At 72.2% G+C, this 14283-nt stretch carries 12 protein-coding genes; 1 reads left to right on the forward strand and 11 read right to left on the reverse strand.

Annotated features, from left to right (window positions below):
• Positions 1–98 precede the first annotated feature (98 nt).
• The 6 genes from JQN84_RS18240 to JQN84_RS18265 form a co-directional block, all read right to left on the reverse strand.
• Entirely contained in the window at positions 99–1220 is a 1122-nt protein-coding gene (locus JQN84_RS18240) for an ABC transporter permease (protein ID WP_204959526.1), read from the reverse strand.
• Between the two features lie 31 nt (positions 1221–1251).
• A complete protein-coding gene (locus JQN84_RS18245) occupies positions 1252–2859 on the reverse strand; it encodes a sugar ABC transporter ATP-binding protein (RefSeq protein ID WP_239485538.1) in 1608 nt (535 codons plus the stop codon).
• Positions 2856–4034, reverse strand: a complete 1179-nt coding sequence (locus JQN84_RS18250; RefSeq protein ID WP_204959527.1) for an ROK family transcriptional regulator — start codon at positions 4032–4034, stop codon at positions 2856–2858. The genes JQN84_RS18245 and JQN84_RS18250 overlap by 4 nt, the downstream gene beginning before the upstream one ends.
• Positions 4035–4373: 339 nt before the next feature.
• Positions 4374–5513: a YihY/virulence factor BrkB family protein gene (locus tag JQN84_RS18255; protein WP_204959528.1), complete on the reverse strand. Its 1140-nt coding sequence runs from the start codon at positions 5511–5513 to the stop codon at positions 4374–4376.
• A gap of 148 nt (positions 5514–5661) precedes the next feature.
• Positions 5662–5853: a DUF397 domain-containing protein gene (locus tag JQN84_RS18260; RefSeq protein WP_204959529.1), complete on the reverse strand. Its 192-nt coding sequence runs from the start codon at positions 5851–5853 to the stop codon at positions 5662–5664.
• The gene (locus JQN84_RS18265) at positions 5844–6647 is read right to left on the reverse strand and encodes a helix-turn-helix domain-containing protein (protein WP_307821298.1); all 804 of its coding nucleotides are present in this window, start codon (positions 6645–6647) and stop codon (positions 5844–5846) included. Before JQN84_RS18265 ends, JQN84_RS18260 begins: the two co-directional genes overlap by 10 nt.
• Before the next feature lie 289 nt (positions 6648–6936).
• On the opposite strand from JQN84_RS18265, the gene JQN84_RS18270 reads away from it, so the two are divergent.
• Positions 6937–7182 carry a flavin reductase gene (locus JQN84_RS18270; RefSeq protein WP_204926328.1) on the forward strand — a complete coding sequence of 82 codons (246 nt, stop codon included), beginning with the start codon at positions 6937–6939 and terminating at the stop codon, positions 7180–7182.
• A gap of 182 nt (positions 7183–7364) precedes the next feature.
• Here the strand turns inward: JQN84_RS18270 and JQN84_RS18275 are convergent, their stop codons facing one another.
• The 5 genes from JQN84_RS18275 to JQN84_RS18295 all read right to left on the reverse strand — a co-directional run bounded on the left by JQN84_RS18275 (position 7365) and on the right by JQN84_RS18295 (position 14210).
• On the reverse strand, positions 7365–8003 hold the full coding sequence (locus JQN84_RS18275) for a hypothetical protein (protein ID WP_204959530.1): 639 nt from the start codon (positions 8001–8003) through the stop codon (positions 7365–7367).
• The gene (gene dnaG / locus JQN84_RS18280) at positions 8003–9877 is read right to left on the reverse strand and encodes a DNA primase (protein ID WP_204959531.1); all 1875 of its coding nucleotides are present in this window, start codon (positions 9875–9877) and stop codon (positions 8003–8005) included. The genes JQN84_RS18275 and dnaG overlap by 1 nt, the downstream gene beginning before the upstream one ends.
• Positions 9878–9963: 86 nt before the next feature.
• A complete protein-coding gene (locus JQN84_RS18285; RefSeq protein ID WP_204959532.1) occupies positions 9964–11607 on the reverse strand; it encodes a BCCT family transporter in 1644 nt (547 codons plus the stop codon).
• A gap of 146 nt (positions 11608–11753) precedes the next feature.
• On the reverse strand, positions 11754–12587 hold the full coding sequence (locus JQN84_RS18290; protein WP_204959533.1) for a siderophore-interacting protein: 834 nt from the start codon (positions 12585–12587) through the stop codon (positions 11754–11756).
• 339 nt (positions 12588–12926) lie between these two features.
• Complete coding sequence (locus JQN84_RS18295) at positions 12927–14210, reverse strand: deoxyguanosinetriphosphate triphosphohydrolase (protein ID WP_204959534.1); 1284 nt, start codon at positions 14208–14210, stop codon at positions 12927–12929.
• Positions 14211–14283: the final 73 nt, after the last annotated feature.

Genomic DNA, 14283 nt, shown 5'->3' on the forward strand with positions numbered 1-14283 from the left:
GGTGAAAAAGGTTGTGCTGATCCCGGCCACCGTCGGTGGCCGCCGGAATGCGATGGTGCGGAGGGTCGGGACGCGCCCGGTGGGGCGACGCGTCCGGGTCAGGCGGGGGTGGTCAGCTTGTTGCGGCTGAGGAACTGGGTGACGCTGCGGAACTGCACCTGCTGGATCAGGACGGCGCCGACGATGATGCCGCCCTTGACCATGTTCTGGGCCTCGGTGGACAGGCCGTTGATGGCGAAGAGGTTGGTGATGGTGGAGAAGATCAGCACCCCGAGCAGGGACCCGATGATGGTGCCCCGGCCACCGCTGAGCAGCGTGCCGCCGATGATGGCCGCGGCGATCGCGTCCAGCTCGTAGAGGTTGGCCATGGCCGCCTGGGCGGAGTTGGCCTGCGCGGTCAGCATGATCGCGGCGATGCCGCAGCAGAGACCGGAGAGCGCGTAGAGCAGCAGGGTGTGCCGCCTGACGTTGATGCCGGCGAGCCGGGCCGCCTCCGGGTTGCCGCCGACGGCGACCGTACGCCGGCCGAAGGTGGTGCGGTTGAGCAGCACCCACCCGGCGGCGACCACGGCGGCGAGGATGTAGACCAGCAGCGGGATGCCCAGCAGGTCGGTGCTGGCGATGCCGTTGATGAAGGAGTTGTTCGACACCTGGGTCTGCTTGCCGGAGATCTGGGCGGCCAGACCCCGGGCGGCGACCATCATGGCCAGCGTGGCGATGAACGCCACCAGCCGCCCGTAGGAGATGAGGATCCCGTTGACCAGGCCGACCGCGACACCGACCACGACCGCCGTGAAGATCATGCCGCCCGCGCCGTAGCTCTGGGTGGCGACCGTGGTCGCCCACACCCCGGCGAGGGCGACGATCGCGCCGACCGACAGGTCGATGCCGCCGCCGATGATCACGAAGGTCATCCCGACGGTGACCACCCCGACCACCGAGGCGAGCTTGAGGATGGTCAGCGTGTTGCCCCACACCCAGTCCGGGTTGGAGTAGAGATCCCAGCGGGTCGCGGCGCCGATCACCACCAGCACCACCAGCACGCCGATCAGGCCGAGGTTACGCTTCGCGCCCTCACCGCCCTCACCCGCCCAGAACGACAACCCACCGGTCCTGGGCTTCTCCTTGAGCGACGCCGTCACCGCCGGGTCTACCGGCGGGGACTGCGCCGGCAGGTCCGCCGGCCGGTCCGGTGTCGCGGTCCCGGTCGACTCACTCATGCCGTCACCTCGTTATGTCCACTGCGCTCGCTCATGCCGGCGCGCCTTCCATCAGAGACCCCGCCATGACGAGGTCGAGCACGGTGTTCTCGTCCAGTTCGCCGGCGGGCGCCTCGCGCACCATCCGGCCCTCCCGCATCACCAGCACCCGATCGGCCAGGCCGAGCACCTCGGGCACCTCGCTGGAGACCAGCAGCACGCCGACCCCCTGGGCGGCCAGGCCACGGATCACCCGGTACAGCTCGGCACGGGCGCCCACGTCCACCCCCCGGGTCGGCTCGTCGAGCAGCAGCAACCGGGTGTCGCCGAGCAGCCAGCGCCCGACCACCACCTTCTGCTGGTTGCCGCCGGAAAGGGTGCGTACCGCCCGGCGCACGTCGTTGGGCCGGAGCTGGAGGTCGTCGGCGATCCGTTCCGCCTCGGCCCGCTCGCGCGCGGCGCTGGTGAAGCCGAGGCGGGCGTACCGGGTGAAGGTCGCCAGGGTGACGTTGCGGTGGATCGGCTCGCCGAGCAGCAACGCCTGGCTCTTGCGTTCCTCGGGGGCCATGCCCATGCCGGCCCGGACCGCCGCGCCGACGCTGCCCGGCCGCAGGGTCCGGCCGCCCATCGTGATGGTGCCGGACTCGGCACGCCGGGCCCCGTAGATCGTCTCCAGCAGTTCCGAGCGGCCGGAGCCGACCAGCCCGGCGATGCCGACGATCTCGCCGGGACGGACGCTGAGCGAGACGTCGGCGAACTCGCCGGTCCGGGTCAGCCGCTCGACGCGGAGCAGCTCCTCGCCGGTGGCGGGCGCGGTCGGGCGGTCCGGGAAGACGTACTCGATGGTCCGGCCGGTCATCCGGGCGACCAGGTCGCCGGTCGGGGTGTTCCGGGCCGGCAGGTTCGCCGCGGTGGTCCGGCCGTCCTTGAGTACGGTGACCCGGTCGCCGATCTCGCGGATCTCCTCCATCCGGTGCGAGATGTAGATGACCGCGATGCCCTGGGCGGTGAGTTCCCGGATGATCCGGAACAGGTTGTCCACCTCGTCGTGCGCCAGCACCGCGCTCGGCTCGTCCATGATGATCAGCCGGGCCTCGTGGGACAGCGCCCGGGCCATGCTGACCACCTGCTTGCCGGCGGCCGGCAGCGCGCGCACCATCCGGCCGGGCGGGATCTCGCCGTGGCCGAGCCGGGTGAGGATCTCCCGGGTACGCCGGGCCATCAGCCCGCGCCTGACGAACCCGGCGACCTTCGGCTCGTGGCCGAGGAAGGCGTTCTCGGCGACCGACAGGTCCTCGACCAGGTCGAGTTCCTGGTAGATGGTGGCGATGCCGGCACGCATGGCGGCCTGCGGGTTGGCGAAGTGCGCCGGTTCGCCACGCCATTCCACCTGACCGGAGTCGGGCCGGTGCACCCCGGCGAGCACCTTGATCAGGGTGGACTTGCCGGCGCCGTTCTGCCCGAGCAGGCAGTGCACCTCGCCGGCCCGTACCTCCAGCTGCACCCCGTCGAGGGCGCGGACGCCGGGGAACGTCTTGACCACGTCGGTCAGCCGCAGCACCACCTCACCGGCGACGGTGTCGCCGGGCGCCTCGACCAGCGGGGCCTTGTCCCCGGCGGCGGCCTTGTCCCCGGTGGGGGAGGTCGGTTGCTTGCTCATGATGCCTCCCCGAAGGCGACGTCGCTGGCGAGGACGGCCGCGCCGGCCACTCCGGCGCGCGGTCCCAGCTCGGACAGGACGACCGGCAGGTTGCCGGTGGCCAGCGGCAGCGAACGGCGGTAGACCACGCTGCGGATCTCGGCGAGCAGGATGTGCCCGAGGTGGGCCAGCCCGCCGCCGATGACGATCATCGACGGGTTGGTGAAGCTGACCAGCCCGGCCAGCACCTGCCCGACCCGGCGGCCCCCGTCGCGGATGAGCTGGATGCAGGTGACGTCGCCCTCGATCGCCGCTTCGGCGACGTCGCGGGCGGAGACCGCACCCCGGGCGGCGAGCCGCTCGGCCAGCGCCGGCGAGGTGCCGGTACGCGCCGCGACGGCGGCTTCCCGGGCCAGTGCCGCGCCGCTGAACACGGCCTCCAGGCAACCGGCGTTTCCGCAGGTGCAGGCCGGTCCGCCGGCCTCGGCCTGGATGTGTCCGATGTCGCCGGCGCAGCCGTCGGTGCCCCGGTAGACCTCGCCGCTGAGGTAGATCCCACACCCTATTCCGGTGCCGATCTTGACGAAGAGGAAGTCGTCGACCGAGTGGGCCACCCCGCCGTGCCGCTCGCCGATCGCCATGATGTTCACGTCGTTGTCGACCACCGCCGGGCACCCGTGCTCACGGCTGATCAGCTCGCGCACCGGGTAGCGGTCCCAGCCCGGCATGATCGGCGGCGAGACCGGCACCCCGTCGCGGAAGCTGACCGGGCCGGGGACGCCGATGCCGACGCCGTTGAGCCGCTCGTACGCCCCATCCACCCGGGCCTTGTGCAGCAGGTCGTTGACCCGGTGCAGGATGGCCTTCGGGCCGGAGCGGATGTCGGCCGGCTCGGCGTACGCGGCGACCGGTTCGAGCCGCCCGTTGACCACCTCGACGTCGATCGAACTGGCGCCCATGTCGATGCCGGCGAACCGCAGGTCCGGGTTCAGCTCCACCAGGGTGGACCGGCGGCCACCCCGGGAGGCGGCCAGCCCGGCCTCGGCCACCAGGCCCAGCCCGACCAGCCGTTCCAACTCGGCGAGGAGCCGGGGCCGGGGCATCTGCAACCGGTCGCCCAGCTCGGCCCGGGACGCTGGCCCCTCGTCACGGAGCAGCCGCAACAGCTGCACGTGCAGGGGATCTGCCGTCCGCACGGGACTCACCTCCGCCTCAGGGTTCACATTGACGTCACGCCGTTGTGTTGTGGTCGACACAGTAGGAGACTTCCGTGGCGCGTGTCCATAGCTTCGTTCGTTCCTCCGGCAACTTTTGTCCGAACGAACAAAAGCTACTAGTGGATCAAGAAAAGGTTGACAGACCGAGAAATCTCCGCAACGACCTGCTACCGGGGCCCGGCTAGCGCCTCCCCGCAGGCCCCGAACGGGCGGGGGAAGCATTACCCGATCACCCCCGGACATGACAAGACCCCACCCCGCCAGCTCGATCGTGGCGGGGCGGGGTCGGTGGGTCCGGCGGGCCTCCCGGAGGCGGGGTCAGCGGCCGGGGGCGGCGTTGCGCTTCTTGCGCAGCTTGCGGTCGTCGCGCAGCTCGACGTACGGCTCCTCGTCCGGGTCGTGGCCGGCGGCGATCGCCCGACCCCGCTCCAACTCGGCGTCGAACTCCGCACCGAGCAGGATCGCGATGTTGCTCAGCCAGAGCCAGACCAGGAAGATGATCACCCCGGCCAGCGCCCCGTAGGTCTTGTTGTAGGACCCGAAGTTGCCGACGTAGAGGGCGAACAGGCCGGAGACCAGCAGCCAGAGCAGCACCGCCAGCACACCACCCGGGCTGACCCAGCGGAACCCGCCGTGCCGGGCGTTCGGCGACGCCCAGTAGAGGATCGCGAACATCAGGCTGACCAGCACCAGCAGCACCGGCCACTTGGCGATGTTCCACACCGTGACCGCCGTCGAGCCCAACCCGATGGCGCTGCCGGCCTGCTCGGCGAGGCCACCGGTGAAGACCACGATCACTGCGGCGGCGAGCAGCAGCACCCCCACCAGGGCGGTCACCCCGAGCCGGATGGGCAGGGTCTTCCACACCGGCCGCCCCTCCGGCACGTCGTAGATGCTGTTCGAGGCCCGCATGAACGCGCCCACGTAGCCGGAGGCCGACCAGAACGCGGCGACCAGACCGATGACCGCGGCGATGCTGGCCAGCCCACCCGACTGGCCGGCCTGGTCGATCGCGGTCTCGATGATGGTGCGGATGTTCTCCTCCGGCACCACCTGCCCGACGGTGTCCCGGACCCCGCTGGTGGCCCGCTCGCCGAGCAGACCAAGGATCGAGATCAACACCAGCATCCCGGGGAAGATCGACAGCACCCCGTAGTAGGTCAGCGCGGCGGCCCAGTCGGTCAGGCTGTCCTCCTGGAACTCCCGCCCGGTGCGCTTGAGCGCCGCCTTCCAGTCCGCCCGGTGCAGGTCCGTGGGGCTGTCCGGGCCGTCGTCGGGACCCACCGGCCGGGTACGCGCGTCGGCCTCCCGCCGGTCGCCCCGCCGCCGGTCGCCGGACCCGGGCTCACCCGCCGGGCGGTCACCGGAGCGCCGGTCACCCGACCGGTCCCGGTCGTGCCGGGCTGCGGTCACGGTGGCCGCGTCGTCGCGGTCGGCGTGGGTCTCGTCGGAGGCCATCGCCCCTCCTCGGGGATCTGCGGATGTCGCCCTCCGACATGCCCCGCCACAGCCGCCGCCTAACCACCGGGCAGCGGCAGAGGTGACGACAGGCACTCTCCCGCCGCCGGGCGCGCGTGCAACGACCCGGGATCGGGCCGCCGGCCCACTAAGCCCTTCTCGCCGTTGCGCCGACGAATGCCCGCCAGGCGTACGGGTCGAAGGCCAGCACCGGCCCACCCGGGTCCTTGGAATCCCGCACCATCACCACGCCGGATAGGTTGTCAGCCACCTCGACGCAGGCCCCGCCACCGCCATTGCTACGGGTGCTCTTGCGCCACCGGACACCGTTCAGGTCCATGTTTCCGCCACCTCCCCTGTCAACTCGATGGACTGCTGCTGGGAAAGTGTCTCACCACGGATCGACTCCCATACCTCAACCACCTCGCGTAGGTAATCGGTGCGGTCGACCACCTGCCCGTGGCGCTGTCCTTCCAGGTAGACGACGTCCTCACCAGTGGGCGAGGTGGCAATGACGAAAGGGCCGTCAAGTCCGGGATAGGCACCGGCGGACAGTGGAACCACCTGGATACGGACTCGCGGCAACGTCGTGCCGAGCTTCACCAGGTGCTGCAACTGCTGACACATGACCTCCGGCTGACCGACATTGCGGCGCAACACGTACTCGTCGATGACGGCGGTGAGCAGCGGCGGCCGGTCCCGGGTGAGCACTACCTGGCGCTCGATTCGCGTGGCCACCTGTTGTTCGATTTCGTCGACGCCGAACAGCCCGGCCCCGACCAGGATGGCTCGGGCATATTCTTCGGTCTGAAGCAGGCCGGGAACATAGAGCGGCTCGAACCAACGGAACGCCCGCGCCTCCGCTTCCACTGCCGTCCAGTCCCGTGCCCAGGGCACCACGGTTTCCCGGCTGATTCGGCGTTGGATTCGTTCGAAGCGGCCGTCGGTGGTGAACACCGTGTCGCAGCGGCGGGCGAAGTCCAGGCTCGGCCGGCGTTCGCAGGTCTCCACCTTGGCGACCAAGGCCCCCGAATAGCTCAGCGCCTCGGCCAGCGCCGCCTGGGACATGCCGTGGCCGGCCCGGGTGAGCCGCAGTTCCTCCGCGAAGTGGTCCAGCATGGACGAGCGTTCCACCAGACAGCCTCCGTACATTGTCGTACCGCCCCGGCTCGACCGGTCCACGCCTGCGTCGTCGGCACGGCGGACCTCCCACCGTAGCCGGGCCATCAACAGACTGTCACCCAGCGGGACCGCTCCCGGGATCGGACGGTGGGCGGAACCAGGCCGGGAGCGTCTGTCGGTGTCGTCGGCGGGCGCTCCCCTCCAGCATCGACGGAGGCTCGACCATGCGACAGGTTCTCGGATCGCGCTACGGATTCCCGGGGCACCCCGGCCCCCGTGCCGGCCGGCCGGGGCGGCGCTGATGCCCCGGTACCGCCCCCACGTGGCCGCCCGCCCCTCCTGGCGGTGCCGGGTATGCGGGGCGGCCTGGCCGTGCTCGCCGGCCCGGCTGGCGCTGCTCGGGGAGTACCGCGAGGATCGCACCGCCCTGCTGGTCTACCTGGGCCTGCTGTTGGGCGAAGCCATGGACGACCTCGCCAGCCTGCACGACGGTGTCGCGCCACCCGGCCTCACCGACCGCATCGTCACCTGGGCACGGTCCCGGTGACCCGACCACCCCGGCACACCTCGCCCGCCGACCGGCGACGCACGGTTCACGGGGAGCTTCCACGATCCCGCCGCGTCAGGTCATGATCGACTCAGTTGGGCCGATGCAGCGGCATCAGGTCGCGGTGATACCGCTATGTCGCCGACTGAGCGCGATCTCCACCCCACGACCACGCCGAGGGCTCAGAGATCGGCGGGGGCGGTGGCGGCGCGGGCGGCGGCGACGAGCTGGTCGGTTTCGGCGCGTACCTCGTCGGCGTCGACCGGGGTGCCGGGGTCGTAGCGGACCGTCCAGGTCAGACCGTCGGCCCCGGCCACCCGCCGGGCCGCGATCCGCCCCGAGCCGCCGGGCACCGGGTGCTGCTGGGTGTACGCCACCGAGCGGGTCACCCGGGCCCGCACCTGGTGCGGCAGGTCACCCGGATCGAGCAGCAGGTACGTCTCGGCGGGACCGTCGGCGACCACCAGGTAGCCGTCCCGCTCGGCAACCGTCGCGGCCGGGGTGACCGTCAACTCCCGCCCGGACCAGACGGCCTTGAGGATGTCGTGCCAGCCCAACCGCTGTCCCCGGCCCGGCAGCCAGAGCCCGAGGTTCGTGGCCACCAGCACCCCGCCACCGGCGCCGACCGACGCACCGGCACCGGCACCGGCCGACGTGCCCTCGGCGGGCGACGCCTCGTCGACGGCGGACACCCGGTCGGCGGGCGGTGCGCCGTTACTGCTGCCGTTACCCGTGGCGGCCCAGGCCAGGACGCGTTCACCGGCGGCCAGGGGCGGGCGGACGGCGGACGGCAGCTTGCGCCTGCGGCCGAACAGTCCCATCAGAGTCCTCCCGCGGCCTGCTCGCGCAGGGCCCGCGCGTGCTGTTCCAGCGAGAGCAGTTCCCCGAACAGGGCGAAGTACTCGTCCTTCTGGGTGACCGGGTTGATCCGCTGGATCTTGGACTTGAGGTCCCTGATGCGGGCGGTCACCGAGCCCCACTGCAACCGGGCCATGGTGATCGAGACGTACCTCGGGTCGGGCTCGCCGTCGAGCCGCAGCGGTTCCACGGCCAGTTCGCCGACCAGTGCCTGGGCGGCCAGGTCGGCGCAGGCGTCCCGGACCGCCTCGATCCACACCGCCCCGCCGGCCGCGACGGCCACCCCGCCCGCCGCCGCGATCGCGGTACGCACCGCGACGTGCACCGGGTGCCGGTACTCGGCGGCCTCGACCGCGTCGAACATCGGGCCGGCGAGGACCGGCTCCTGGAGAGCGAGCTTCAACGCCTCCCGCTCGACCATCGACTCCGGACTGTCCACGGCGGGCACGGCGGTACGGCTCCGGCCCCGGGGCGGGGCGGCCCCCTCCCGTTCGCCGGGGGAGTTGGCGGCGGCCAGCACCGCACGCTGCACCGGCTCGATCTCCATGCCGAGGTCACCGGCGAGCTTGCGGACGTACTCGGGACGCTTCTCCAGGTCCTTGATCTTGGCAACCAGGGGCGCGGCCCGGCGCATCGCCTCCACCCGGCCGTCCACCGTGTCCAGGTCGTAGCGGTTGATGACGTGCCGGAGGGCGAAGTCGACGAGCGGCTCGCGGCGGGCCACCAGGTCACGGATCGCCAGGTCACCCTTTGCCAACCGCAGGTCGCACGGGTCCATGTTGTCCGGGCTGACCGCGATGAAGGTACGCCCGACGAAGCGCTGGTCGTCCTCGAAGGCACGCAGCGCGGCCTTCTGCCCGGCGGCGTCCCCGTCGAACGTGAAGATCACCTCACCGGCCACCGCGTCGGTGTCGAGCAGCAGCCGGCGCAGCACGCCGATGTGGTCCGCGCCGAAGGCGGTGCCGCAGGTCGCCACGGCGGTCGGCACCCCGGCCAGGTGGCAGGCCATCACGTCGGTGTAGCCCTCGACCACGACCACCCGGCCCTGCTTGGCGATCTCCCGTTTGGCCTGGTCGATGCCGTAGAGCACGTGCGACTTCTTGTAGATCGGCGTCTCGGGGGTGTTCAGGTACTTCGGCCCGTCGTCGTCGTCGAAGAGTTTCCGTGCCCCGAAGCCGATCACGTCACCGGCGATGTCCCGGATCGGCCACATCAGCCGGCGGCGGAACCTGTCGATCAGGGTGCCCGAGCGCGACGGCCGGGACAACCCGCCGGTGACCAGCTCGTCGTGGGTGAACCCCTGCTGGCGCAGGTGCTTGGTGAGCAGGTCCCAGGCGTCCGGGGCGAAGCCGCAGCCGTACCGCTGGGCGGCGGCCCGGTCGAAACCGCGCCGGGCCAGGAACTCCCGCGCCGGACGGGCGCCGGCCGTGGTGAGCTGCGCCTGGTAGAACTCCACGGCGGCGGCGTGCGCGGCGACCAGCCGCTGCTTCTGCCCCTGCTGCGGGCGGGCCCGGGGGGCGGCCTGGTCACCCTCGACGTAGCGCAACTGGATGCCGGCGCGGTCGGCGAGCCGCTCGACGGACTCGACGAAGGTGAGATGCTCGGCGTCCATCAGGAACTTGATCGCGTCGCCGCCGACGCCGCAGCCGAAGCAGTAGAAGACGTTGCGGGCCGGCGAGACGTTGAACGACGGGCTCTTCTCGTCGTGGAACGGGCACAGCCCCTTGAGGTTGCCGCCACCTGCCGACTTGAGGGTCACCGTGTCCGAGATCACCTCGGCGATGGAGGTGCGCTCGCGGACCAACGCGATGTCCTCGTCCCGGATCCGCCCAGCCATGCGGTGCCACCCCCTCGGCCCTCCATCCTGCCCTGCCGGACCGACGATCCGTCGGGCGGGGGACGGGCGGGCGGCGAACGCCCGGCTCAGCGGGGAGGACGGTGCAGCCAGCGGGTGACCGGGGGCGCGTCCTCCTCGTCGTACGACCGGGCGGCCCGCACGGCGGCGGCCAGCCCGGACCGGCGGTCCCGGTCCGGGTGCGGGTTGACCGTCGGGTCCCGGGCCAGGTCGCGCAGCAGCGCCACGGCGAGCCCGAGCATCACCACCACGAACGGCAGCGCCACCATGATGGTCGCCTGTTGCAGTGCGGCCAGGCCCCCGGCGAGCAGCAGCGCGGCGGCGACCGCCCCGATCAGCACCCCCCAGAGCACCACGAGTACGCGGTGCGGGCGCAGCGCGCCACCCGAGCTGAGCGACCCCAGCACCAGCGACGCCGAGTCGGCGCTGGTCACGAAGTAGAGCGCGATGAGCACCATGGCCAGCACGCTGGTGACGGTCCCCAGCGGCAGCGCGTCCAGCAGCCCGAACAGCGCCTGCTCGCTGCCCGCCCCGACGTCCGCCACCAGGTCGCGGGTGCCGGTAGCCTGGGTACGCAGGGCGCTGCCGCCCATGATCGCGAACCAGATCGCGCTGGCCCCGCTGGGCACCAGCAGGACCCCGACCAGGAACTGACGTACGGTCCGCCCGCGCGAGATGCGCGCGATGAAGGTGCCGACGAACGGTGCCCAGGAAATCCACCAGGCCCAGTAGAAGATCGTCCAGGACCCGAGCCAGGCTGGGTCGGAGAACGCGCCGGTACGGGTGGACATGAACACCAGGCGGCTGAGGTAGTCACCGACCGACGCGGGCAGCACCTCCAGCGTGTAGATCGTCGGCCCCACCACGAACACGAAGATCATCAGCAGCACGGCCAGCAGGACGTTGGTGGTGGACAGCCACTTGACCCCCCGGTGCAGGCCGGAGAAGGCCGAGACGACGAAGGCCAGGGTGAGCGCGCCGATCACCGTCAGTTCCACCGCCCGGGTGTCCGGTACGCCGGCCACCAGGTCCAGACCGGCGGCCACCTGGAGCGCGCCGAGCCCGAGGCTGGTGGCCGAACCGAAGACCGTGGCGAAGACGGCGAGCAGGTCGACGGCCCGACCGGCCACCCCGTCGGCCCGCGCGCCGAGCAGCGGGCGGAACGCGGCCGAGATCCGGTTGTCCCGCCCCCGCCGGAAGGTCGAGTACGCCAGCGCCAGCGCGGTGACGGCGTAGATGCCCCACGGGTGCAGCGTCCAATGGAAGAGGGTGTACTGCATGGCCGCCGCCCCGGCAGCCGGGGTCTGCGCCGCGATGCCGGTCGCCGGCGGCGGCGTGGCGTAGTGCTGGATCGGCTCGGCCACCGCGAAGAAGACCAGACCGATGCCCATCCCCGCGCTGAACATCATGGCGACCCAGGCCAGCGTGCTGAACTCCGGCTGCTCGTCGTCGGCGCCCAGCCGGACCCGGCCGTACCGGGAGGCCGCGACGGCCACCGCGAGCACCAGGAAGGCGTCCGCCGCGACGACGAAGAACCAGCCGAAGGTGCCGATCACCCACGCCAGCCCGGACTCGCCGAAGTCGGCAAGCGAACCGCGCGCGGACACCCCCCAGAGCACGACCGCCAGCACCCCGCCGACACCCAGGGCGAGCACCACCGGGTCGGGCCGGCCACCCGCCCGCCTACCGACGTCCCGCGCCTGCTCAGCCATGGTCGTATCGTCCCGGCCAGCGGGCCGGCAGCAGGCGGTTTACGCCCATTTCCACGCCCCGTGGAGGGCCGAGGTCGTTAGCCGCACGCCCCGGGTGTCGTCGTTACGTGCCCGCACGCGGCGACGACCGGTCCGGATCACCCCGCTCAGCCGACGGCGGCGGCCTCCTCGGCCTCGACCTGCCGGTTCCAGTCCGGCTTGGTGGAGCGCCAGCCCTCGTCGTCCATGCCCTGCCGCCAGTAGCCGGAGATGGACAGCGCCTCCCGGGGCACCGACCGCTCGACCCGCAGCAGCCGGCGCAACTCCTTGACGAAGGTGGCCTCGCCGTGCACGAACGCGTGCACCCGACCGGGTGGGAACTCCAGCTCCCGGACAGCCGTGACCAGTGCCTCGCCGACCGGTCGGCCGGCCCGGTGCAGCCAGGTCAGCGCCACCGCGCCGGGGCTGGGCAACACCTGCTCGTCGGCCGGGTCGGCGATCTCGACCAGGACGACCGCCGGGGCGCCCTCGGGCAGCCGCTCCAGCGCGGCACCGATCGCCGGCAGGGCGCTCTCGTCGCCCACCAGCAGGTGCCAGTCGGCCGTCGGGTCCGGCGCGTACGCTCCACCCGGGCCGACGAACAGCACCTCGTCGCCGGGACGCAGCCGCGCTGCCCAGGGCCCCGCCAACCCCTCGTCCCCGTGGTGCACCACGTCGATGGTCAGCTCACCGGCCGCCGCATCCCAGGCCCGCACCGTGTACGCGCGCAGCCGGGGCCACTGCTCCCGGGGCAGCTCCCGCTTGACCGCCGTCAGGTCCAACGGCCTCGGCAGTTCCACCCCGTCGGGCGGGAAGACCAGCTTGACGTAGTGGTCGGTGAACTCCCCCACCGGCAGCCCGGCCAACTCCTCCCCACCGAGAACGAGCCGGACCAGGTGCGGGGTGGGCCGTCCGGTCCGCACCACCCGAGCCGCAGTAACCATCTTGGAGCGCTCCGCCATAAAACTAAGGTTACCCTAACTCCCCAACCCCCTCCCTCCCCCACCCCACCAGCCTCCACTCCTCACCCGTCCGCGCCCTCACCCCCACCCCCGCCCCCCGCTCCTCCGCTCCGCTCCGCGGTGATCAAGAGGTTTGCGTCAATTCAGCGATCAACTTTGACGCAAACCTCTTGATCAACTGACGCAAATCTCTTGATCACCGGGAGCGAGGGGCGGGAGTTAGGGGCGGGAGCGAGGGGCGGGGACGGGTGCGAGCGGCCCGGCGGGACGGGGGCGCCGGTCAAGGGCGGCCGGGAGGCGGGGAGAGCAGGGAGGGTGGGGAGAGTGGGGAGCCGGTGTTCAGGTGAGGTGGGTGTGCCAGGTCAGGGCGGCGGGGTCGGTGAGGGAGGCGACCTGGTCGATGATGACGCGCAGCCGGGCGGGGTCGTCCCCGGCCTGCCGCCACAGGGGGGCGAAGACCGGGTCGAGGGCGTCCGGGGCGCGGTCGGCGAGCACGGTGACCAGTTCGGTGAGGACCTCCCGCTGACGCTGGTAGCGGGCGCGGGCGTCCGGGCGGCACATGACGTACCGCCAGGCGATGCCCTTGAGCAGGGCGCACTGCGCCCTGATCCGGCGCGGCACGACCAGGTCGGCGGCGTAGCGGCGGTGCGGGCCGGGGCCGAAGCGGTCCCGGGTCGCCCCGACCACGGTCGCCACGAACCGGCCGGTGAGCACGCTGGTGGTGGCCTTGAGGGCGACCTGCGCCCGGTGGCTGCCGTCGTACCCGGCCAGCGGGGTGAGCACCGGGTCGGCGAGCAGTTCGACAAGTACCTCTTCGAGGTCACCCGGGGACTCCCCGGAGTAGACGGCGGCCACGTCGACGCAGAGCGCGGCGCGTTCGTCCGGGTCGTTCAGGAGGGGGCGCAACGAGACGTAGCCGCCGTGGATACCGTCCTCGACGTCGTGCACCGAGTACGCCACGTCGTCGGCCCAGTCCATCACCTGCGCCTCCAGGCAGCGGCGGGCCCCGCCGGACGGGTCGGGATCACCAGGGGCGGGGCTGCCGGCGCGCAGCCAGTCGAAGACCGGGCGGTCGTCGCCGTACACGCCGAACTTGCGCAGCCCGGGGCGGCGGGGCCACGGGTACTTGCTGACCGCGTCGAGCGCGGCGCGGGTGAGGTTGAGCCCGGCCGGGCTGCCGTCCGGGGCGAGCACCTTCGCCTCCAGCCGGGTGAGCACCCGCAGGGTCTGCGCGTTGCCCTCGAAGCCGCCGCAGGATGCGGCGAGCCCGTCGAGGGTGTCCTCGCCGTTGTGCCCGAACGGCGGGTGCCCGAGGTCGTGGGCCAGCCCGGCGGTGTCCACCAGGTCGGGGTCGCAGCCGAGCCGGGCCCCCATCTCCCGGGCGATCTGGGCCACCTCCAGCGAGTGGGTCAACCGGGTACGCAGGAAGTCGTCGGTGCCGGCGACGTGCACCTGGGTCTTCGCGGCGAGCCGCCGGAACGCCGCCGAGTGCAGCACCCGGGCCCGGTCCCGCTCGTACGGGGATCGGCCGTGGCCGGTGTCCTTGGGCGTCTCCTCGACCCACCGCTGCGCGTCGGCCGGGTTCCCCTCGACGCCTGGTGGTCGGGTGGGCGGCTCCACCATCCGGCCTCCCCTCCACGTCGTACCCCATGGTCGCGGGAGCCCAGGTTACGCCGCGCCGCGCCGCAGGGCGCGC

Source organism: Micromonospora humidisoli (genome assembly GCF_016900955.1).
Classification (GTDB): Bacteria; Actinomycetota; Actinomycetes; order Mycobacteriales; family Micromonosporaceae; genus Micromonospora; species Micromonospora wenchangensis.

What these genes read in the sequence shown, in the direction of transcription:
- JQN84_RS18240 (WP_204959526.1), bottom strand. Translation starts at nt 1,220, where the DNA reads ATGAGTGAGTCGACCGGGACCGCGACACCGGACCGGCCGGCGGACCTG.
- JQN84_RS18245 (WP_239485538.1), bottom strand. Translation starts at nt 2,859, where the DNA reads ATGAGCAAGCAACCGACCTCCCCCACCGGGGACAAGGCCGCCGCCGGG.
- JQN84_RS18255 (WP_204959528.1), bottom strand. Translation starts at nt 5,513, where the DNA reads ATGGCCTCCGACGAGACCCACGCCGACCGCGACGACGCGGCCACCGTG.
- JQN84_RS18260 (WP_204959529.1), bottom strand. Translation starts at nt 5,853, where the DNA reads ATGGACCTGAACGGTGTCCGGTGGCGCAAGAGCACCCGTAGCAATGGC.
- JQN84_RS18270 (WP_204926328.1), top strand. Translation starts at nt 6,937, where the DNA reads ATGCCCCGGTACCGCCCCCACGTGGCCGCCCGCCCCTCCTGGCGGTGC.
- JQN84_RS18275 (WP_204959530.1), bottom strand. Translation starts at nt 8,003, where the DNA reads ATGGGACTGTTCGGCCGCAGGCGCAAGCTGCCGTCCGCCGTCCGCCCG.
- dnaG (WP_204959531.1), bottom strand. Translation starts at nt 9,877, where the DNA reads ATGGCTGGGCGGATCCGGGACGAGGACATCGCGTTGGTCCGCGAGCGC.
- JQN84_RS18285 (WP_204959532.1), bottom strand. Translation starts at nt 11,607, where the DNA reads ATGGCTGAGCAGGCGCGGGACGTCGGTAGGCGGGCGGGTGGCCGGCCC.
- JQN84_RS18290 (WP_204959533.1), bottom strand. Translation starts at nt 12,587, where the DNA reads ATGGCGGAGCGCTCCAAGATGGTTACTGCGGCTCGGGTGGTGCGGACC.
- JQN84_RS18295 (WP_204959534.1), bottom strand. Translation starts at nt 14,210, where the DNA reads ATGGTGGAGCCGCCCACCCGACCACCAGGCGTCGAGGGGAACCCGGCC.